At 33.4% G+C, this 22,506-nt stretch carries 18 protein-coding genes and 1 tRNA gene; 13 read left to right on the top strand and 6 right to left on the bottom strand.

Annotation, left to right across the window (positions count from 1 at the left end; translation table 11 throughout):
- Positions 1 to 74: 74 nt before the first annotated feature.
- From holA to ACSVH5_RS00145, 8 genes are all read left to right on the top strand, one after another.
- Entirely contained in the window at positions 75 to 1,079 is a 1,005-nt protein-coding gene (gene holA / locus ACSVH5_RS00110) for a DNA polymerase III subunit delta (protein ID WP_438059436.1), read from the top strand.
- Between the two features lie 6 nt (positions 1,080 to 1,085).
- A complete protein-coding gene (gene pulA / locus ACSVH5_RS00115) occupies positions 1,086 to 3,104 on the top strand; it encodes a type I pullulanase (RefSeq protein ID WP_438059437.1) in 2,019 nt (672 codons plus the stop codon).
- 69 nt (positions 3,105 to 3,173) lie between these two features.
- Positions 3,174 to 3,356 (top strand): CAL67264 family membrane protein, encoded by a 183-nt coding sequence (locus ACSVH5_RS00120; RefSeq protein WP_159685243.1) that lies wholly within the window; start codon positions 3,174 to 3,176, stop codon positions 3,354 to 3,356.
- A 25-nt stretch (positions 3,357 to 3,381) separates the two neighbouring features.
- Positions 3,382 to 5,076: an energy-dependent translational throttle protein EttA gene (gene ettA / locus ACSVH5_RS00125; RefSeq protein ID WP_438059438.1), complete on the top strand. Its 1,695-nt coding sequence runs from the start codon at positions 3,382 to 3,384 to the stop codon at positions 5,074 to 5,076.
- A 209-nt stretch (positions 5,077 to 5,285) separates the two neighbouring features.
- The gene (locus ACSVH5_RS00130) at positions 5,286 to 5,828 is read left to right on the top strand and encodes a hypothetical protein (RefSeq protein WP_438059439.1); all 543 of its coding nucleotides are present in this window, start codon (positions 5,286 to 5,288) and stop codon (positions 5,826 to 5,828) included.
- Positions 5,828 to 6,670: an ABC transporter ATP-binding protein gene (locus ACSVH5_RS00135; protein WP_438059440.1), complete on the top strand. Its 843-nt coding sequence runs from the start codon at positions 5,828 to 5,830 to the stop codon at positions 6,668 to 6,670. The genes ACSVH5_RS00130 and ACSVH5_RS00135 overlap by 1 nt, the downstream gene beginning before the upstream one ends.
- 2 nt (positions 6,671 to 6,672) lie before the next feature.
- Complete coding sequence (locus tag ACSVH5_RS00140) at positions 6,673 to 7,506, top strand: ABC transporter permease (RefSeq protein WP_438059441.1); 834 nt, start codon at positions 6,673 to 6,675, stop codon at positions 7,504 to 7,506.
- The gene (locus ACSVH5_RS00145; RefSeq protein WP_438059442.1) at positions 7,506 to 8,165 is read left to right on the top strand and encodes a hypothetical protein; all 660 of its coding nucleotides are present in this window, start codon (positions 7,506 to 7,508) and stop codon (positions 8,163 to 8,165) included. Before ACSVH5_RS00140 ends, ACSVH5_RS00145 begins: the two co-directional genes overlap by 1 nt.
- Before the next feature lie 187 nt (positions 8,166 to 8,352).
- Here ACSVH5_RS00145 and ACSVH5_RS00150 read toward each other — a convergent pair whose 3' ends face one another.
- Positions 8,353 to 10,137, bottom strand: a complete 1,785-nt coding sequence (locus ACSVH5_RS00150; protein ID WP_438059443.1) for an ABC transporter ATP-binding protein — start codon at positions 10,135 to 10,137, stop codon at positions 8,353 to 8,355.
- Positions 10,138 to 10,322: 185 nt separating this feature from the next.
- Here ACSVH5_RS00150 and ACSVH5_RS00155 point away from each other — a divergent pair.
- Positions 10,323 to 10,397 (top strand) — tRNA-Val (locus ACSVH5_RS00155).
- Between the two features lie 357 nt (positions 10,398 to 10,754).
- Here ACSVH5_RS00155 and recQ read toward each other — a convergent pair.
- The 5 genes from recQ to aroB form a co-directional block, all read right to left on the bottom strand.
- Complete coding sequence (gene recQ / locus ACSVH5_RS00160; RefSeq protein ID WP_438059444.1) at positions 10,755 to 12,872, bottom strand: DNA helicase RecQ; 2,118 nt, start codon at positions 12,870 to 12,872, stop codon at positions 10,755 to 10,757.
- Between the two features lie 82 nt (positions 12,873 to 12,954).
- Positions 12,955 to 13,347 carry a DNA primase gene (locus ACSVH5_RS00165; RefSeq protein WP_438059445.1) on the bottom strand — a complete coding sequence of 131 codons (393 nt, stop codon included), beginning with the start codon at positions 13,345 to 13,347 and terminating at the stop codon, positions 12,955 to 12,957.
- An 8-nt stretch (positions 13,348 to 13,355) separates the two neighbouring features.
- Positions 13,356 to 14,327 (bottom strand): deoxyhypusine synthase family protein, encoded by a 972-nt coding sequence (locus tag ACSVH5_RS00170; RefSeq protein WP_438059446.1) that lies wholly within the window; start codon positions 14,325 to 14,327, stop codon positions 13,356 to 13,358.
- An 84-nt stretch (positions 14,328 to 14,411) separates the two neighbouring features.
- A complete protein-coding gene (locus tag ACSVH5_RS00175) occupies positions 14,412 to 15,815 on the bottom strand; it encodes an arginine decarboxylase (RefSeq protein ID WP_438059447.1) in 1,404 nt (467 codons plus the stop codon).
- 294 nt (positions 15,816 to 16,109) lie between these two features.
- The gene (gene aroB, locus ACSVH5_RS00180; RefSeq protein ID WP_438059448.1) at positions 16,110 to 17,177 is read right to left on the bottom strand and encodes a 3-dehydroquinate synthase; all 1,068 of its coding nucleotides are present in this window, start codon (positions 17,175 to 17,177) and stop codon (positions 16,110 to 16,112) included.
- A gap of 92 nt (positions 17,178 to 17,269) precedes the next feature.
- Here aroB and ACSVH5_RS00185 point away from each other — a divergent pair, with 92 nt between their 5' ends.
- From ACSVH5_RS00185 to ACSVH5_RS00200, 4 genes are all read left to right on the top strand, one after another.
- Positions 17,270 to 18,439, top strand: coding sequence for a proline dehydrogenase family protein (locus ACSVH5_RS00185; protein ID WP_438059449.1), 1,170 nt, complete (start codon positions 17,270 to 17,272; stop codon positions 18,437 to 18,439).
- 251 nt (positions 18,440 to 18,690) lie between these two features.
- Complete coding sequence (gene fabG, locus ACSVH5_RS00190; RefSeq protein ID WP_438059450.1) at positions 18,691 to 19,437, top strand: 3-oxoacyl-[acyl-carrier-protein] reductase; 747 nt, start codon at positions 18,691 to 18,693, stop codon at positions 19,435 to 19,437.
- A gap of 92 nt (positions 19,438 to 19,529) precedes the next feature.
- The gene (locus ACSVH5_RS00195; protein WP_438059451.1) at positions 19,530 to 21,557 is read left to right on the top strand and encodes a hypothetical protein; all 2,028 of its coding nucleotides are present in this window, start codon (positions 19,530 to 19,532) and stop codon (positions 21,555 to 21,557) included.
- A 30-nt stretch (positions 21,558 to 21,587) separates the two neighbouring features.
- On the top strand, positions 21,588 to 22,484 hold the full coding sequence (locus ACSVH5_RS00200; protein WP_438059452.1) for a LysR family transcriptional regulator: 897 nt from the start codon (positions 21,588 to 21,590) through the stop codon (positions 22,482 to 22,484).
- The last annotated feature ends 22 nt before the right edge of the window (positions 22,485 to 22,506 follow it).

Here is a 22,506-nt window from a genome sequence, read left to right on the forward strand (position 1 = left end):
TGTTTTAGGTTTTAAGTTTAAAGTTTCACGTTGTTGAAACAAGACCCGAAATTAGAAATCCGAATATAAATAGAATGGACGAAGTAATAAAGATTGTTAACGATATAAAAGCTGGAAATATTAAACCTATTTATTTTTTAATGGGTGAAGAACCTTATTATATTGATAAACTATCTGATTATATTGAGGAAACAGTTTTAACCGAAGAGGAAAAAGGATTTAATCAAACGGTTTTGTATGGTCGTGATGTCTCTGTAGAAGATATTGTAAGTACCGCCAAGCGTTATCCAATGATGGCCGAACGTCAAGTGGTGATTGTAAAAGAAGCTCAAGAACTTTCTAGAACCATTGATAAGTTAGAAAGCTATGCCGAAAATCCAATGCCTACAACCGTTTTGGTGTTTTGTTACAAGTATAAAACACTAGATAAACGAAAAAAAGTCACCAAAGTTTTGGCTAAAAATGGATTGGTGTACGAAAGCAAGAAATTGTATGAAAACCAAGTTGGAGATTGGATTAAAAGAGTATTGGCAGGAAAAAAATACGCTTTTGAACCCAAAGCTTCAGCGATGTTGGTCGAATTTTTAGGTACCGATTTGAGCAGAATCAACAATGAGCTTGAGAAACTTAAAATCATATTACCTGCTGGAAGTACTATTACAGCGCATCATATTGAGGAAAATATAGGTTTTAGTAAAGATTTTAATGTTTTTGAATTGCGAAAAGCGATTGGTGAACGCAATCAACTAAAAGCGTACACTATTGCTGAGAATTTTGCTCAAAACCCAAAAGACAATCCCCTAGTAATGACAACAGGATTGGTTTTTAGTTTTTTTGTGCAATTGCTCAAATATCATGGATTGAAAGATAAAAACCCCAAAAATGTAGCTGCTGTGTTAGGGGTTAATCCCTATTTCTTAAAAGATTATGATGTGGCTGTTAAAAATTATCCGATGAGAAAAGTTAGCCAAATTGTTGGCTCTTTACGAGATATCGATATAAAAAGCAAAGGAGTAGGAGCCAATGCACTTTCGAATGGTGACTTGCTTAAAGAAATGTTGTATAAAATTTTCAATTAAGTACATATGAATACTTTATTTAAAAATATCATTTTGAGTATTGGATTACTTTTAATGATGCCTTGGGCTAAAGCTCAAAATTCAAAAACGAATACAATAAAATATACCTCTTTTGATACTTATCCTGTGTATTTAAAAGAGGATTTAGGGGTTACTTATTCTCCTCAAAAGACGATTTTGAAGCTATGGAGTCCTAATGCTGAAGAAGTTCTAGTACATCTTTATGCAAAAGGTAATGGAGGAAATGCTATTGCTACAAAAAATTTAACTTACGAAACCAAGACAGGTGTTTGGGTAATCGAATTAAAAGGAGATTTACATAATACCTATTACACTTTACAAGCAAAACATGAAGGTAAATGGTCTAAAGAAATGCCCGATCCTTATGCCCGAGGAGTTGGGGTTAACGGTAACCGTGGGCTAATTTTTAATCCAAAAAGTAGTAATCCAACAGATTGGAAAAAGGACAAACAGCCTGAACTGAAATCTGTTGCTGATATTGTTTTATATGAAGCTCACGTTCGTGATTTTTCTATAGATGCTTCATCAGGTATTAAAAACAAAGGTAAATTTCTTGGTTTAACAGAAACCAACACTAAAAATAGTTATGGCGAAAGTACTGGATTAGATCATCTAAAAGAATTGGGAATTACCCATCTTCATTTGCTTCCAGTTTTTGATTACAAATCTATTGACGAAGCAAATTTAGATAAGCCACAATACAATTGGGGCTATGATCCACAAAATTATAATGCTATAGAAGGGTCTTATGCAACCAATCCTTTTGATGGGTTGGTGAGGATGAAAGAATATAAAGAAATGGTACTTGCCTTGCATCAAGCCAATATTAGATTGGTGATGGATGTAGTATATAATCACACTAGCTCCACTGATATTTTTGACCAATTGGTTCCAGGTTATTATTACAGAAATTGGACTGATGGTAAACGTTCCGATGCTTCTGCTTGTGGCAATGAATTTGCTTCTGATAGAATTATGGCGCGTCAATTCATGCTTTCATCGCTCAAATATTGGGTAAAGGAATATCACGTTGATGGTTTTCGGTTTGATTTGATGGCTATTCATGACATCGAAACTATGAATCTGATTTCAAAAGAACTCAAAAAAATTGACCCCACCATTTTCTTATACGGAGAAGGTTGGACGGCTGGGGACTCTCCACTTCCTTTGGAAAAAAGAGCCTTGAAAAACCATGTGAAGCAGTTGAATGATATCGCCGTTTTTTCAGATGATATAAGAGATGGGGTAAAAGGACATTGGTCTAATGTTGAAGATAAAGGATTTGTAAGTGGGAATAAAAATCTAAAAGAAATAGTAGAATTTGGTGTCGTTGCTTCTACCAATCACCCACAAATAAAGTACGATAAAAACAGAAGTTATGCTCAGTTTCCATATGCTGATAACCCAACTAAAGTTATTGGTTATGTTTCTTGTCACGATAATAATACTTTGTATGATAAGCTAAAAATTGCCAATCCTACTGGTTCGGAAAAAGAATTGGTGGCAATGGATAAATTGGCGAATACTATTGTTTTGACTTCTCAAAGTATTCCTTTTTTGCATATGGGAGTTGAAATGAAACGTACTAAAAAAGGAGTTGAGAATTCCTTTAATTCCCCAGATAGTATTAACAAAATCGATTGGAATTGGAAACATGAGAACAAAGAATTGTATCACTATTATAAAAATTTAGTAGCACTTCGTAAAGCGCATCCCGCTTTTAAAATGACTACAGAAAAAATGATACAACAGCATTTGGATTTTGTAAGCACAAATGATCCTCTGCTAGTAGGTTATACTTTGAAGAATTATGCAAATGGTGATGCTTGGAAAAATATAAGAGTGTACTATAATGGTGATGCTATTGCTAAAACAATTACTTTTGAAGGAACTTGGACTATTGCTTGTAATGGAGAAATAATTGCTCTCAATTCAGGGGAGAAGACTCAAAATCAAATCGTCACCATACCTTCTCATAGCACAATGATTTTATATCAGGAATAAGAATTTTGTTCCAAAATCTATAAAAATTAACGATATTTGCAGTTCCGAAAAAAATAAAATACCACGATTATGGGAATGAATAAAAATACCATCCTAGGATGGGCTACATTTATAATGATTTTAATGGGATTATTACTTATTGCATTGGGAGCTTTTCGCTACAGAGATGTATCTGGATGGGGATTTGCTGCGGTTGGAATTGGTTTTTTAGCCAATGCTTGGGTTTTTAGCTCTTTGAAAGGACGTGTATAAAACAATAAATAAATAAACTTAAAATATGTCAGACGATAAGAAGGTCATTTTCTCGATGCAGAAATTGAGCAAAACCTATCAAGGTGCAGATAAACCAGTGTTAAAAAACATCTATTTGAGTTTCTTTTATGGGGCTAAAATTGGTATTTTGGGTCTTAATGGCTCTGGTAAATCTTCTCTTTTAAAAATTATTGCTGGAGTTGATAAAAATTATCAAGGTGATGTGGTTTTTCAACCTGGTTATACCGTTGGTTATTTAGAGCAAGAACCAATTTTAGATGATTCTAAAACAGTAATCGAAATTGTTCGTGAAGGAGTTGCTGAAACTATGGCGGTACTTGAAGAATACAACCAAATCAACGATTTGTTTGGTCTTGAAGAAAACTATTCTGATCCAGACAAAATGGACAAGTTAATGGATCGTCAAGCGGCTTTACAGGACAAAATTGATGCTTTGGGTGCTTGGGAAATCGATACCAAACTAGAGATTGCGATGGATGCTTTGCGTACTCCTGACGGTGATACGCCAATCAAAAACCTTTCAGGTGGTGAGCGCCGTCGTGTAGCTTTATGCCGTTTGTTATTGCAACAACCCGACGTATTGCTTTTAGATGAGCCAACCAACCACTTAGATGCTGAATCCGTATTGTGGTTAGAGCAACATTTAGCACAGTATTCTGGAACTGTAATCGCCGTAACGCACGACCGTTATTTCTTGGATAATGTGGCAGGTTGGATTTTGGAGTTAGATCGTGGAGAAGGTATTCCTTGGAAGGGTAATTATTCATCTTGGTTGGATCAAAAGTCAATTCGTTTGGCCCAAGAGGAGAAAACAGCTTCTAAACGTAGAAAAACGCTAGAGCGTGAGTTAGAATGGGTACGTCAAGGTGCCAAAGGTCGTCAAACCAAACAAAAAGCGCGTTTACAGAACTACGACAAACTTTTGAATGAAGACCAAAAACAATTAGACGAAAAATTAGAGATCTATATTCCTAATGGCCCTCGTTTGGGAACCAATGTTATTGAAGCTAAAAATGTAGCCAAAGCTTTTGGAGACAAGCTTTTATATGACAACTTGAATTTTACTTTGCCTCAAGCAGGAATTGTTGGAATTATAGGCCCGAATGGAGCTGGTAAATCGACCATTTTTAAAATGATTATGGGAGAAGAACAAACGGATAGTGGTGAATTTACTGTTGGAGAAACCGTAAAAATCGCTTACGTTGATCAATCACACTCCAATATAGATCCAAATAAATCGATTTGGGAAAACTTTGCCGATGGGCAAGAATTGATTATGATGGGTGGTAAACAAGTGAATTCTAGAGCTTATTTGTCACGTTTCAACTTTGGAGGAGGCGAACAAAACAAGAAAGTATCAATGCTTTCTGGTGGAGAGAGAAACCGTTTACACTTAGCAATGACTTTGAAAGAAGAAGGTAACGTATTGCTTTTAGACGAGCCTACGAATGATTTGGACGTAAACACCTTACGTGCACTTGAAGAAGGTTTAGAAAACTTTGCGGGTTGTGCGGTTGTAATCTCTCACGATAGATGGTTTTTAGATCGTATTTGTACACATATCTTAGCTTTCGAAGGGAATTCTGAAGTATATTTCTTCGAGGGAAGCTTTACAGAATACGAAGAAAACAAAAAGAAACGTTTAGGTGGTGATTTGACTCCAAAACGTTTAAAATACAGAAAATTGATTAGAGGATAAACCAACTCAAAAAATTATTTTACATCCACTATTTACTATATCAGTAAGTAGTGGATTTTTTTATGTCGATATTTTATTTTCTATTTTGAAAAATTTTTCACTATAAATTAATAGATTTTTCTTATTTTGGTAATGTATTTATTTAGAGCTTCATAAACAATGCCTTTTGTTTTATAATCGTTCCATAATATAAATCCTTTCTTAATTTTATGATTGTATCCAATTTGCCCAAACAACCGCCATTATTTGTTTCCTATTTGAAGGTGGGTAAATTGCTGTACTATTCTTTACTATTATTTATACTTGAAGCTTGGTTTTATGGTGTGCAATTACGACATGCTTTACTACATCAAGGTTTGTTGCTAATCATTTTATGGTTACTATGTTTCTTGTTTGCCTTTGTGCATATTTTTTTGGTCTTGGCCGATGGTTGGTCTCGTTTTCAAAACTACAAAAGAGCCAAAGATCAGTTTTTTATTCACGGTTTCAACAGACGTATTTGTGATACCTATATTGTTTCAAAGTGTCAACGTATGGCTGCACTTGTGGCTGCTGAAGAGTTAGGGCTAGAAAAGCAGGTAGCAGAATATTATGCGCAAAAAGGCGTAAAATGGTATCATTTCGTACCTTATTTTATGGTTAAAGATCCTTTGTTTTTCTTTAAAAAAAAGTTTTGGAATCGTACTTTTTTGGAACCAAGTTATCGTTCAAAATATAATTTTAACTCGATTTATATGGAGACAATACTCTAATGAAAGTAAAAAATATATATAAATCATACGGGAATTTACAAGTACTACAAGGGATTTCTATGCACTGTGAGCCTGGAGAAATAGTAGGTTTGTTGGGAGCCAATGGTGCCGGAAAGACAACTTTATTCAAAATTATTTTTGGACTCGTTCAACCGGATAGCGGAACGGTTACTTTGCCTCAACATTACGCAAAACCATTAGGTGGAATTATCGAAAAACCGGGTCTTTATGAATATCTTTCTGCTGCTGAAAATATCAGGTTGTTTGCTGGTTTGCAAGGGATAAATACCACTAAAGAGTTTATTGCCGAATGCCTTTTACAAGTTGGTTTGGATATCCAACGAAAAGATCCTGTCAATCGTTTTTCGATGGGAATGAAGCAAAGGTTGGCCATAGCTATAGCATTATTAAATCAGCCTGCTGTTTTGGTTTTAGATGAACCTTTTAATGGGCTAGATCCAGTAGGAGTGACCGCTTTACGCGACTTAATATTAGAACTTTGTGAAAAGAAAAAATTAGCGATTATTTTGTCCTCCCATATTACTGAAGAATTGGCTAAATGCTGCCACCGTTTGTATGTGCTTAAAGGTGGGAAAATGATTCACAGCGGGCCTACTCAAGACATTCTTTCGACGCACACTGTTGGATATGCTTTGTATGGAAAAGGAATAAGTAAAGCTAAAACATTACAAAATTATTCTTTTAAGGTACGTGGACAAATGGTTTGGGTAGCCATTGGTTCCGATAAAATAAGCAAACTATTACAGGATTTACTCACCGAAGGGATAAATATAGAATCTTGTATTCCTGATTATAGTATGAAAGAACTTTTTGAAATATAGGTATGATGTGGCAATTGATGAGAATTGAATGGTTTAAACTTTTCAAACAGCAAAGAACCTATTGGGCTTTAGCTGCCATTTTAATTATCGAAGGATTGGTTTTGGTGGGAGCTTATTTTCAAGGTACAGAAATTATCGAATTGTTATTGGAGAACCTTCGAAAATCCTTTTATTTTAAGGGAAAATTGCTGAATGGCAATCTGATGATTTATCTATTATTGAATACACTTTGGTTTCATTTACCCTTGATTTTGATGATTTTAGTATCTGGAATGATGACCACAGAATACAAAGACAAAACGCTTCAAGCAACCTTTTTGCAACCTGTAAAAAAAGGGAGTTTTATCCTGTCTAAATATTTGGTTGCATTGCAACTAACGATTCTTGTTTTGGCTTTTCTAGCTTTAACTTCTGTTTTGCTGTCTAATATACTTTTTGGACAAGGAGATTTGATTGTGTATTTAGAATCACTCAATTTCTTCACCAATGAAGAAGCGAAGGAGCGTATTCTTTTTGCCTTTATTTCTGGAGGTTTTTCAATGTTGTTTTATACTGTGGTGAGTATGACATTGGCAATCATCATAAAAGAAGCCACAGCCACTTGGATTGCGTCTACTTTTTTTCTGGTTTTTACTAATTTATTGCTAAAAATAGATTTGAATTCTACTTTTTTAAATCAATGGACTTATGTAAAACTAATAGACAGTTGGCAATACTTTTTTTATCCTGAAGTGGAATGGGAACAAGTAAGTTTTAATGCTGTTTTGTTGTTCTTTTATACCCTAATTACGGCACTTTTTGGCATTTATTTATTTATTGAAAAAGACCTCGAATAATGCAAAAATATTTTTTCATTGCCCTTTTTATTACTAGTAGCTTTACTTGTTTTTCACAACAAATCGATAAAGATTTTTTGTTATTAAAACAACGAATGGATTCTGTGGCTTCATTTACTGCAAAATTAGTTTTGAATGTTGACGTTTCTTTTATCAATATGCCAACAAAGCAAGCTACGCTAAACTATAACCGTGGCAAGAGAATGAAAATTGATGCGAAAGATTTTGTGCTTTTACCCAAAAGAGGATTGGATTTTTCACTTAACAGTCTTACGGAATATCCTTATATCACTGTTGATAGGGGAAAAGAAGTGAAAAATGGTAAACTTTGTAAAGTACTAAATATTATACCGATCGATCCTAAAGCCGATTTTTCGATAGCCACTGTTTGGTTAGACCAAAAAGCGAAACGTTTGCATACCACTGAAATCAATACCAAAAAAGATGGCGCATATCAAATGGCGTTGGAATATCAAAAAGCAAAAGACGTTTTACCTCAAAAAGTTGAAGTGAGTTTTGAAATTGAAAAGTTAAAAATTCCAGTAAATTTTTTGGGAAAAGGTTCCTCTATTGACCGTAAAAAAATGAAAGATACTGCTGTTAAAAAAGGTAAAATATACTTACTTCTGCATTACATTTCCATAAAAATGGCTGTTTAACAACTCTAAAAATTCGCTTTGTTTCTTCACAGAAAACAGCAATAAGAAATGAATATTGTTTTGTAGTTTATGAAAAATTCATTTTTTTTTTTTTTTTTTTTGGCAATTAACTTTATTTCAGTTAATAATAAATATTTAATTAGAGTAACACTTTTGATATACTTCAAATTATTTAAAAGTGCATTTTTTAGAAATCGCTAAACTGCAGGTTGCTTAAATTTTTATAAATTCCATTTTCTATGGCAATCAATTCTTGATGCGTTCCTTTTTCAGTAATTTGTCCTTGATCTAAAACCAAAATTTGATCAGCACTACGAATCGTTGATAAACGATGTGCAATTATAATACTCGTTCTTCCTTCCATTAAAACTTCTAAAGCTTCTTGGACTAATTTTTCACTTTCGCTATCCAAAGAGGATGTTGCTTCATCCAAAATCAAAATACTTGGGTTTTTTAGCAATGCTCTTGCAATTGCAATTCGCTGCCTTTGTCCACCGGAAAGTTTAATGCCTCTTTCTCCGACCACAGTTTCAAATTGTTCTGGGAAACCTTGAATGAATTGTAGCGCGTTGGCTTGTTTAGCAGCCAACATAATTTCTTCGTCGGTAGCATTGGGTTTACCATAAGCAATATTTTCTTTAATGGTTCCTCCAAACAAAATTACATCCTGAGGAACAATGCTCATATTGCCACGTAAAGCCTCTAAATCATATTCCAACATGTTTTTGTTGTCAATGCTAATGCTACCTCCAGTAGTGTCATAAAAGCGCAATAACAAAGAGGCAATAGTAGATTTTCCAGCGCCACTTGGCCCAACAATAGCAATTTTTTGACCTGATAATGCGGTGAAACTTACTTCTTTTAAGACTTGAATTTCTTTACGCGAAGGGTAGGTGAAGGCAACATTTTCAAATGATACATCTCCTTTTATCTTTGGGAAATTTTGAATTTCTGTGCTATTGATTTTTTCTGGAATTTCTTCTAATAATTCAAAGACGCGTTCTGTAGCTCCAATGGCCTTCTGCATTTGCGCATACAATTCGGCTATGCCACCAGAGGAAGCACCAACATAACTCGAATAAAGAATAAAAGTGAATAATTCACCAACAGTGATTTCGCCAGCAATGCTTAATTGCACACCATACCAAACTACAGCTACTATTGTACCGAACAAACAAATAATAATAAAAGAAGCAAAATAACCACGTAATTGACCACCTTTTATAGCCACTTTTACGACTTCTTTAATTTTTGTAGTGTAGCGTTCAATTTCATACCATTCGTTGGCAAAAGCTTTTACTATACTAATACCTTGCATTGTTTCTTCGACCACAACTTGGCTTTCGGCTACTTGATCTTGAACTTTTTTAGAATATTTACGAATAAATCTACCGAAAAACACTGCTGCAAAACCAACTAGCGGAACAACAGAAATCATCATTATAGTCAACTTGATATTGATACTTGCCAACATCGCAAAACTCCCTATAATCAGAATGAATTGACGCAAAAACTCGGCAATAGTCGTAGTTAATGTGTCTTGAATTTGACTAATGTCGTTGCTGATTCGGCTGTTCAATTCGCCCACACGTTTTTGAGAGAAAAAAGACATTGGTAATTTGACCAAATTCGTATACAACGCTAATCTCACATTAGCCAAAGTGTTTTCAGTAAAATTAACGAAAAGCGACAATCTAAAAAATGAAAAAACAGATTGTAGAATTAGCACTAGTCCTAATCCCAAGGCTATTTGGTTAGCCAAACCACTATCTTTTTTATTGACACAGTCAACCAGCATTCCCATAAATTTAGGAAAAGCTAGTGCGGTTACGCTAGTAAGTAAAAGGAATACTAATCCGAGGTAAAACTTCCAAGTATTTTTGCCTGCATATTTGAAAATAATTTTGGCTTTGTTTATTGAAGAGGCTGTGATTTTTGCTTTTGGTAAATCGTTTTCTTTAAATCTTCCCATTGGATTTTTATTTATGTTTCAAATGTACCATTCTGAAAATGGAATTCAAAAAAATAATGGACTTAGTAGTTAAAACTAACATACTGGAAGTGAGGTTTTAACTTATTTATAGTCCCTTTTTTTGTTTTTTTTCGCTCCAAAGTCTTGCGAATACGAATTCTAGGTGTATATTTGCACACGCAATCGGGCGATTAGCTCAGCTGGTTCAGAGCACCTCGTTTACACCGAGGGGGTCGGGGGTTCGAACCCCTCATCGCCCACAAACAAAATCCGTAACAACTTGAAAGGCAAGTTTTACGGATTTTTTTGTTTTATTATCTCGAAATTTTTCCGAAATTATTTAATTCTTCTGGATATGTTGCAGTTTATTTTAAATTTAAAAATAGTTCAAAAAGGTTAGGTAAATTTAAATTACAACTAAATGCTTGTTTTCTTGAAGTCTGGGCTATACAAAAAAAAACACTTTTATTAGTAGGTAATAATTTGTAAACCAAGAGAACCATTACAATTAAATTTTTCAACTTTTTTATATTTTTTAGCTAGTTTAGTGAATGAATTTCATTTATTTTTTGCTATTTTATTTTAGTCAAATGTAATCTTCGATGTACTTGGTCGGATCATTGACTTCCTACTTGATTTTCTTTCTCAATAATAGCTAATGCTAATCGAATTTTTTCATAAGGAACTTGATCTTCAAAATAGTTGAAGTATGGCTTTAAAGCATTTGGATTTTCAAGTATGCTTTTGGCTTCCCTAATTTTGGTGATTTCTTCAAGACTGATGTAACTACTTAAGTCAATAGAATGCCCATCTAAATAAAGTTTGGCTAAATGCGATGCAATCGTGCTGACTCCTAAAGTTCTTTTTGTAGCAATTTCTTCCACACTCAAGCCGGTCTGAAATAATTCTAAGGTTTCTTTGTAGGTGTTGGATTCTTTTTTGGTTTTAGTCGTTTTATTTTTTTGAAACTCTATAATTGTCTTTATGAAGATATCACCATATTTTTCCAATTTTGCTTTACCAACTCCATCTATAGCAATAAATTCTGAGTCGCTCATCGGTCGTTGGGTCTCTAATTGTCTTAGAGTTGCATCATTAAAGATTATATAAGCAGGAACATTTTCCTCTTTTGCAATTTCTGCTCGTAGTTTTCTTAAAATTTCAAACAAGGAATTGTTTGTTGTTTTAAGAGTACGTTCTTTGGTTTCAAGTTTTGATTTTTGAAACTTTTGCACGGTGGTTAATTGCACTTTTTCCCCTTCAAATAATACTTTTTTTGCTAATGGTGTTAGTTTAATTTTGTTTTGTAAATGAAATGCAATTTCACAAAATCCAAGATTGATCAATTGTATAATGTATTGATTCCAATCCTGCCAAGAGATGTCCATTCCGATACCATAGGTTTTTAGATGTTGGTATTCTTTATCAAAAATAGAGGCGTTTTTGGAGCCTCTTAAAAAGTCAACGATTACTGCTAATGGCTCCGATTCTTTCAATCTTGCAATTGCAGACAAGGCCTTTTGAGCAATAACAGTTCCGTCAAAAAAAGCGGGAGGATTTTTGCAAATGTCACAATTTCCACAATTATCAGTAACCAATTCACCAAAATAAGAAAGTAAAATTTTTCTTCTACAACTCAAAGCATCAGCATATTGTTTCATTCGTTCCAATTTGGCCAATTGTACTTCGGCATTAGAACCTTCGGATGCAAATTTTTGTAACTGAATCATATCGCCATAACTTTCGAACAAAATAGTTTCGGATGGTAAACCATCTCTACCAGCACGTCCAATTTCTTGATAATATCCTTCAATGTTTTTGGGTAAATTATAATGGATAACCCAGCGTACATTCGATTTGTCAATACCCATTCCAAAAGCGATGGTAGCACAGACTACTTGACATTCATCATTGATAAAAGCGTCTTGTACTATTGATCGAGTTTGGTTATCCAGACCAGCGTGATATGCTTTTGCTTTAATTCCTATTTTTTGAAGCTTTTCAGCAATCTCTTCAGTAGTTTTTCTGCTTAGACAATAAATAATACCACATTCATTTGCTTTTGTATTTATGAAATCAATGATTTGTTTGACGCGATCCAATGCAGGTCTTACTTCAAGGCTTAAATTTTTTCTATCAAATGAAGCAACAAAAGTTTTGGGATTGATTAAATTCAATTGTTCTGCAATATCGGTTCTTGTTGCTTTGTCTGCTGTAGCGGTCAAGGCTAAAATTGGGGTAGAGGGGAAGCGGTTTTTTAAATACCCTAAATTGGTATAAGCGGGTCTAAAATCATGACCCCAAGCCGATATACAATGGGCTTCATCAATCGCTATTAGACTAATAGTCATGTTGTTAAAAAGTTGATCGAGATAGGATAAACTTTCGGGCGCAATATATACTAGTTTGAATTCATTCTTTTGTAATGCTTGGATATGAAATAGTTGTTCATCAGTTGATTGGCTGCTATTAATGAAACAAGCTTTTATCCCATTGGCCTTTAAGCTATCTACTTGATCCTTCATTAAAGCAATTAAAGGAGAAATAACGATAGTAATTCCAGGTAAAATGAGTGCTGGAAGTTGAAAACAAATGGATTTTCCTCCACCGGTAGGCATAATTGCCAAGGTATCTTGTCCAGATAAAATGGAGTTTATGATAGCTTCTTGATTGGGCCTAAACTTTTCAAACCCAAAATTTTCTTTTAGAGTGGCGTGTAAATTTGTTAATGTCATAATGGCGTATAGTTTTAGAGCAATAAAAATATAAAAAAAGGAGCTATATTAAGCTCCTCATTTATTTTTCTTGAAAACAAATTTAATCTTCTTCGTCATCTTCATCTTCGTCAATGGCAATATCTTTATCCCCATCTTCATCATCTTCTGGGTCAAATTCAGGTTTGTCGCTATCGTCATCTTCGTCGTCGTCATCAGATACTGCGTCTTCATCATCAAGCTCAATACCTGAAATTGGAGCAACTACATCATCGATATCTTCGTCAAAATTTTCAATTCTATCCGCCAATTTAGTGCTAACTTTTACTAAATAAATTGTGTCTTCCGTACGTACTTCTACCGCTTCCACTAATTCATTTTTTGCATTTCTAAAACGAATTACATCAGAATCATCATACCCATCAGGAAATTTTTCTACCAAAAGATTTAAAATTTCGTTAGTCAATTTTGCGTAATCAACAATTACTCTTTTCATAAAATATTCTATAAATCTAACAAATAAGCGAAAATTAATGGAGCCACAATAGTAGCATCCGACTCAATAATAAATTTTGGAGTAGTGATATCTAATTTACCCCAAGTGATTTTTTCATTAGGAACTGCACCTGAATATGAACCATAACTGGTTGTTGAATCAGAAATTTGACAGAAATAACTCCAAAATGGAACATCGTGCATTTCCATATCTTGATATAACATTGGTACTACACAAATTGGAAAATCTCCAGCAATTCCACCTCCGATTTGGAAGAATCCAATTCCGTTTGACGAATTTTTAGAATACCAATCGGCTAGAAAAGTCATGTATTCAATACCAGACTTCATAGTTGAAGCTTTCAGTTCACCTTTAATAACATAAGATGCAAAAATGTTTCCCATTGTACTGTCTTCCCAACCAGGAACAATAATAGGGAGATTTTTTTCAGCGGCTGCATACATCCAGCTATCTTTTAAATCAATTTCGTAATATTCTTCTAATACGCCAGAGAGCAACATTTTGTACATGAATTCATGAGGGAAGTAACGTTCTCCTTTATCATCAGCATCTTTCCATATTTTATAAATGTGCTTTTGCAAACGACGGAAAGCTTCATGTTCTGGAATACAGGTGTCTGTAACGCGGTTCAATCCACGTTCCAACAAATCCCATTCGTCTTGGGGAGTCAAATCGCGATAGTGTGGCACTCTTTCGTAATGAGAGTGTGCAACAAGATTCATGATATCTTCTTCTAGATTGGCACCAGTACAAGAAATGATTTGAACTTTGTCTTGTCGAATGATTTCAGCGAAAATTTTTCCTATTTCGGCAGTACTCATTGCACCTGCCATACTTACCAACATTTTGGCTCCGTTGGCTAATTGCTGCTCATAAGCTTTTGCAGCATCTACTAACGATGCAGAGTTGAAATGCAAATAATGCTTTTCAATAAACTGACTGATTGGACCTTTACTCATCTTTTTTTTTATTTAAACTTTTAAAAATAAAAAAATTATATTTCAAATTTAAGTATTTTTAATTTGCATGTTATTACGTAATCTTTATATTTTTTTACCGTAACCTAAAATTTTTAATACATCTTCTGAAGTTTGTTGTTCTGAAAAAACTTCGGTAGCTAAAATCCCATTTTCATCTCTATCTATCAGAATATGTTTAGGTTGCGGAATTAAGCAGTGGTGTAATCCACCATAGCCCCCAATGGTTTCCTGGTAAGCTCCTGTATTAAAAAAGCCTATGTAAAGGGGTTTTTCTTTATTGTATTTAGGCAAATAAATTGCATTCATGTTTTGTTCAGAGTTGTAATAATCATCACTATCACAAGTCATTCCACCGAGCAAAACTCTTTCATAGGTGTCATTCCAACGATTTACAGCCAACATGATAAAGCGTTTATTAATAGCCCATGTATCAGGTAAAGTTGTAATAAATGAAGAATCAATCATGTTCCATTTTTCTCTGTCGTTTTGTTGTTTTTGATACAATACTTGATAAATGGCACCTCCGCTTTCACCTACAGTAAAAGAACCAAATTCAGTAAAAATATTTGGCACATCTACTTCCGCTTCATCACAAGCAATTTTTATTTGATTGATAATTTCGTCAATCATGTATTGATAATCGTATTCAAATGTTAACGAATTTTTAATTGGAAATCCACCTCCAATATTCAACCCATCTAGAGTAGGACATTCTTTTTTTAGGGCAACATATACTTTAATACATTTTACTAATTCATTCCAATAATAAGCATTGTCATTGATTCCCGTATTGATAAAAAAGTGCAACATTTTCAGTTCCAACTTTTTATTTTCTTTTATTTCTTTTTTGTAAAAAGGAACAATGTTTTTGTATCCAATACCTAATCGGGAAGTGTAAAATTCAAACTTTGGTTCTTCTTCTGCAGCAATACGAATACCAATTTTGAATTTGCCTTTAATTTGCGATTGTAATAAATCCAACTCTTCATAATTATCAATAATTGGAATGGTATTTTTATGTCCTGTATTGATCAATCTTGCAATGTTTTCTACATATTGATCTCTTTTAAATCCGTTACAAATTACATAGGTACTTTTGTTGATTTTGCCATTTTCGAGCAAATTCTCTACTATATTGATGTCGAAAGCGGATGAGGTTTCAATATGAATATTATTTTTAAAAGCCTCATTCATAACGTATTCGAAGTGAGAGCTTTTGGTACAATAGCAATAATAGTATTTAGCCTCATACTTGTTTTTTTCCATCGATTTACGAAACCAACTTTTGGCTTTGTTGATGTTATTTGAAATTTGAGGTAAATAGGTAAATTTTAATGGAGTACCATATTTTTCAACCAATTTCATCAAATCAATATTGTGAAATTGAAGATTATCTTTGTTTAATTTGAATTCCTCTTGTGGAAAGTAGTAGGTTTGATTGATTAGGTCAGAATATTTTGTATTCATTAGTTTGACTATTTAAATAAAAATTAATTAAGTGTTTCAACTAAATCAATTTAAATTCAAACCCTAATATTCGCATACCTAATTTGTAGTTTTTCGCTCTCTGTTTTGATGTATTGAAAAGGATCAAAATTAAAACAACCAATCATGGTATAAAAACGATGGAAAGATTTAATTAAAAATCGATCTTGCTTGTTTTTATTACCATTGTTGTTACTATTTTTTTGACTTTTTTTCATTGATGCAAATGTAAAAAATAATATATACGTAATGCAATCCTTTTTATTAAAAAAAAGATTAAGATTTATAATCATCAAAGGCTTCAAGAATCAATTCGTTTTCAACCAATTGATTTATTTTTATGGTTCCGATACCTTCAATTAAGGCAAATTGAATGGTTCCGTATTCATTTTTTTTGTCGTGAATCAATAAATCTATGATTGGTTCTATGTCATTTTCTTCGAAAATAATTTTTTCATAAATACTATTGATGGTTTTTTTTATTTGTTCATATTCATGTACTGAAATCAACCCTTTTTTTAACGAAATGTAACTTTCTAAAATCATTCCAACGGCAATAGCCTCTCCGTGTAATAATGTTTTTTTATCAGTGCTCTCAAGAAAATAACTTTCAATGGCATGTCCTAAAGTATGACCAAAATTTAATGCTTTGCGAAGCCCTTTTTCAGTTGGATCCTGCATTACAATTTCGTTTTTGATGGCCACAGAACGATGGATAAGCGAATCGAAGTCAGCAAAATCTATCGAAGTTAAGTCTAAAAACTTCTCCCAGTATTCTTTGTCATAAATCAAGCCGTGTTTGAGCATTTCGGCAAGTCCAGAACGCATTTCGCTTTGTGATAATGTTTCCAAATAATTGGTGTCAATTAGTACCATTTTAGGGACATTGATTACTCCAATTTGATTTTTTAAATTTCCTAAATCTACACCATTTTTACCTCCAACAGAGGCATCAACCATGGAAAGTAGCGTTGTTGGTACATGAATAAAATCAACACCTCTTTTGAAAGTTGAAGCCACAAAACCTCCCAAATCAGTAACTACACCACCCCCAACGTTAATTACTAATGATTTTCTATCTGCTCCTAAATCTGTCAAAACATTCCAAATTTCGATGCATGTTTCAATATTTTTATGGATTTCACCAGCATCAAATTCAATGATTTCAATGGTTAAATCGGTTTCTAGATAAGGCAAAAATTTTGGCAAACAGCTATCGGTGGTATTACTATCAACGATGATAAAAAGATTAGAATATTTGTTTTCTTTCAAAAACAGATTCAAATGCTCATACGCTTTTTCATTAAAATAAATAGGGTAGTTGTTAGCTATAATAGTTTGCATGGTTTTCAAATTATTTGAGTGGCAAAATAAGGCAATTTTTAGTAAATAGAATTCAAAACTCTAGCTATATTTGCATTAAAATTTAACAAATAATGAAAAATATATTTAATAATACACAAGTTGCCTTTGCTTTAAAAAGTGATACAGAACTCGATAGGGCGTATTTTTTGTTCAAAATGATTGCTAGTGAGCCATTAGTTAGAATCGGAACTGCGGTTACAAATTTTGCTATAAAAGCCAATTTACCTGTAGAAAGCTTGATAAGAGCTACCGTTTTTGATCATTTTTGTGGAGGCGTTAATGAAACTGATTGTTTGACGGTTGTTGATAAAATGTATACCAAAGGCGTGTCTTCTGTTTTGGATTATTCTGTCGAAGGAAAAGAAGAAGAAGAGCAATTTGATGCTGCTTTGAAGATGACTTTGAAAACTATTGAATTTGCTAAGGAAAGACTTGCGATTCCGTTTGCGGTATTTAAACCAACAGGTTTAGGTCGATTGGCTTTGTATGAGAAATTAGGTGAGAAAAAACCTTTAAACCAAGAAGAAACCATCGAATGGAATAAGGTGAAAGAACGCTTTGATGCCGTTTGTAAAGAAGCTTATAATAAAGACGTAGCATTACTAATTGATGCCGAAGAAAGTTGGATGCAAGACGTAGCAGACGATTTGGTTACCGATATGATGCGAAAATACAATAAAGAAAAAGCAATTATATTCAATACGCTGCAAATGTACCGTTGGGATCGTTTGGATTATTTAAAAAAAATACATGAAGAAGCTAAAAGAGATTCGTTTTTCATCGGAATGAAATTGGTCCGTGGGGCTTATATGGAAAAAGAAAATCTTCGTGCACAAGAAATGAATTATCCAACACCTATTTGTCCATCCAAAGAAGCTTCTGATGAAAATTATGATGCTGCAGTTGCTTACATGATGGAACATTTAGATATCATGTCGATTTTTGCAGGTACACATAATGAATTGAGTACTTATAAATTGATGGAATTGATGGAGAAAAAAGGTGTAAAAAGCAATGACAATCGAATTTGGTTTGGACAATTGTACGGCATGAGTGATAATATCAGTTACAATCTTGCCGAAAATGGGTATAATGTTGCAAAGTATTTACCATTTGGTCCAGTTAAAGACGTTATGCCGTATCTAATAAGACGTGCTGAAGAAAATACATCTGTGGCCGGTCAAACCAGTCGTGAATTATCGATGATTAAAGCAGAACGCAAAAGAAGAAAAGAAAAATAATTCATCCAATACAAGAGTGGTGAAAGCCACTTTTTTTTGTTGCCCAAATCGCATGTAAATAGGTTATAATGGTGGCTAATTTTTTTTGAAAAGGAAATATCTTATATTTGGCACTCTAAAAATGTTTTAATACAATAACATTATAAATTATAATTGTTCTTTAAAAATTAATCTTTTGAAAATGAAATCAACTTTTTCTGTAATTACATGAAATGGAATGGACATTTTCTAAAAACAAATATTGACTAAAAATGAAATTACTAGAAGGAAAAGTTGCCATTATTACTGGCGCAAGTCGTGGAATTGGAAAAGGAATTGCTGAAGTTTTTGCTAAAAACGGAGCCAATGTTGCTTTTACCTATAGTTCATCTGTTGCTTCTGCTGAAGCCTTAGAAAATGAATTGAATGCTATGGGAATCAAAGCAAAAGGTTATCAATCGAATGCAGCCGATTTTGATGAAGCACAAAAATTTGTTGATGCCGTTTTGGCTGATTTTGGTACAGTTGACATATTAATTAACAACGCTGGAATCACTAAAGATAACTTGTTGATGCGTATGTCTGAAGCGGATTTTGATCAAGTAATTGATGTTAACTTGAAATCAGTTTTTAATATGACCAAAGCGATTCAAAAAACATTTTTAAAACAACGTTCCGGTTCAATTATTAACATGAGTTCTGTAGTGGGTGTAAAAGGCAATGCTGGTCAAACGAATTATGCTGCTTCAAAAGCAGGTGTAATTGGTTTTTCAAAATCGGTAGCGCTAGAGTTAGGTTCACGTAATATTCGTTGTAATGTAATTGCTCCAGGATTTATTGAAACTGAAATGACTGCTAAATTAAGTGAAGATGTGGTCAAAGGTTGGAGAGAAGGAATCCCATTGAAACGTGGAGGTTCTACAGATGATGTAGCCAATGCTTGTTTGTTCTTCGCCTCAGATATGAGTGCTTACGTTACTGGTCAGGTATTAAATGTTTGTGGAGGAATGCTTACATAATAAAGTATTCAATAGTCAGATTTTAGTATTCAGTATTAAAACTGAAAATAATGCAGAATAGTTATAGAATAAGCCTCAATTAGTATTAAAATATGACAACAAACACCTTACTGCTACTGATTCTTTCCTTAATTATAGCTGCAGGTTTGTCGTATTTTCAGTACCTACATAAAGCCAAAAGTCAATCCAGAGTGTATTGGCTTTTGGCTTTTTTGCGTTTTGTATCAATTTTTGGTTTGCTATTGTTGTTGATAAACCCAATTATCAGTAGAAAATCATTAGAGATTATCAAAACTCCTCTGCCTATCGTGGTCGATAATTCTAGTTCAATTTCTTTTTTAAAAGCTACTACAAAAGCTCAAGAATTATTTGCTGAACTGACTTCAAATAAAGATTTACAACAGAAATTTGAGATACAACCTTTTTTGTTTGATGCAACTTTGCAAACATCGGATACCTTTAATTTTGAAGGAAAACAAACAAAGTTGGATGTTGTAGCCAAAGATTTGAAAAGTTTGAATAAAAACATACACTTTCCTACAGTATTGCTATCAGACGGAAACCAAACTTCTGGAGATGATTATGTTTATAGTTTTGATACGGAAAGTCGAGTTTTTCCTGTCGTTTTAGGCGATACTACGGCTGTTTTTGATGTAAAAATAAGTCAATTGAATGTAAACAAATATGCGTTTTACAAAAATAAATTTCCTGTTGAAGTTTTTGTTCAGTATTCAGGAAAGCGATTAGCTACAGCCAGCTTTTCAATTTCTGAAGGACAAAATACAATTATTAAACAAGCTATACAATTTAGTACTGGGCAGAAAATAGCTACATTCACAGTTTTCCTTCCAGCTGACAAAATTGGTTTGCATTTATACAAAGCCAATATCGCCGCTGGTGAAAAAGAAAAAAACAGCTATAATAACGTTAAGAATTTTGCTGTTGAAGTATTAGATCAAAAAACAGTTGTTGGATTGGTGTCGACAATAAATCATCCAGATTTAAGCGCTTTTAAGCGTGCTATAGAATCTAATGTGCAACGTAAAGTAAGTATTCTTAAGCCGCAAGAAATCAAATCATTATCGGATTATAATGTGTTGATTTTATACCAGCCTAATTCCTCATTCAAGACCGTTTTTGATGGAGCTAGAACCGCTGGAATCAACACAATGGTAGTTACAGGTATGGCTACAGATTTTAATTTTTTGAACCAACAACAAAACGATTTAGTTTTTAAAGCAACCAATCAAAAAGAGGATTATTTACCTGCTTTTAATTCAAAATTCAATTTATTTGCTTTAGAAAATATCGGTTTTGAAAATTTCCCTCCTTTGGTACAACCATTTGGTACAGTTGCGGCAAAAGAAAACGTAACGGTTTTGCTTTCTTCCAAAATAAGAAGCATGGATACAGGTTTACCTCTTTTGGCTTTTTCAGAAACAGGAAGACAACGAAGCGCGTATTTATTAGGAGAAAACAGTTGGAAATGGCGCTTACAATCGCATATAGATAATCAATCTTTTGATAAATATGATGTTTTTATCGACAAAACCATTCAATTTTTAGCTTCGAATAGTGCCAAAAAGGCATTGGTTGTTACTCATGAAAATTTTTATAATTCAGGTGAAGCTATTGCAATCACGGCTCAGTTTTTTAATAAAAACTATGAGTTTGACGACAATGCTCGACTAACTATTTCGGTTCTTAACCTTAAGAATAAGCAAAAAAAGAATTATGATTTGCTCAAAGGAACGAATGCTTATCAAGTCAATTTGGATGGTCTTTCCGCCGGAAGTTATACTTTTACTGTTAAAGAATTGAATACCAATAGCAGTTATTCAGGACGCTTTGAAATTCTAGATTTCGATATAGAAAAACAATTTGTTACTCCAGATTACACCAAATTAGCACAGTTAGCAGAGCAAACTAATGGGAAAGTATTTCTTCCTTCACAAATCAATCAACTGATACAGCAATTGCTTGCAGATGAGTCTTATAAAGCGATTGAGAAAGAAAATTACATCAAATCTCCATTAATAGATTGGATTTGGCTTTTAGTTTTGATTGTAGTTTGTTTAACAACAGAATGGTTTGTGCGTAAATACAATGGTTTGTTGTAACAATCTGTTAGTAATTTTAACCAATACAAAATGGATTTTAGGCTAAAAGTATTTTATACCGTAGCAATTCGACTTAATTTTACTAAGGCGGCTGCGGAATTGTATATCAGTCAGCCAGCCGTTTCAAAGCATATACAAGAATTAGAAGAGACCTACAAAACGAAGCTTTTTGAACGAAATGGCTCCAAAATTGCTTTAACACCAGCTGGACATCTCTTGTTACAACATACCAAATCTATATTTGATATTTATCGTGATATTGAGTTTGATATGAGTTCTTTTGTAACAAAACGCCAAGGATTATTGAGACTTGGGGCAAGCACAACGCTTTCACAATATGTTATTTCTCCAATTTTAGCGCGATTTCATGAAAAAGAAAAAGGTATAAGTATTCATTTGATTAATGGCAATACAGAGCAAATTGAGAGTGCATTACTCAACAAGGAAATTGAAGTTGGAGTTGTAGAAGGGCAGTCTAAAAATCAGTCGATTAAATATGTTCCTTTTTTGAAAGATGAATTGGTATTGGTTTGTAGAGCCAATCATCCTTTGGCACAAACTAATGAAATCGCTATTGCAACCTTAAAAACACTTCGTTTGGTAACTCGAGAACGAGGTTCTGGAACACTTGAAGTTATTGAATATGCCCTAAAACAACGAAATGTCAAATTATCCGATTTGCAAATCGAGATGCAATTAGGTAGTACAGAAAGTATTAAGTCGTATTTATTGCATTCGGATTGTTTTGCATTTATATCGATTCATGCTGTTGCTAAAGAATTGAAAGACAAAGAATTAATTGTTTTGGATGTAGAAGATTTAATTATCGAACGATTCTTCTATAGCATCACTTTAGTTGGAAAATCAGATACTTTATCGGAATTGTTCATTCGTAATATTTCGGACTATTATAACTTGTCGTTATAGTCAATTGTATTTTGGTATTGGC

It is taken from the genome of Flavobacterium sp. RSSA_27 (assembly GCF_051547125.1).
Classification (GTDB): Bacteria; Bacteroidota; Bacteroidia; order Flavobacteriales; family Flavobacteriaceae; genus Flavobacterium.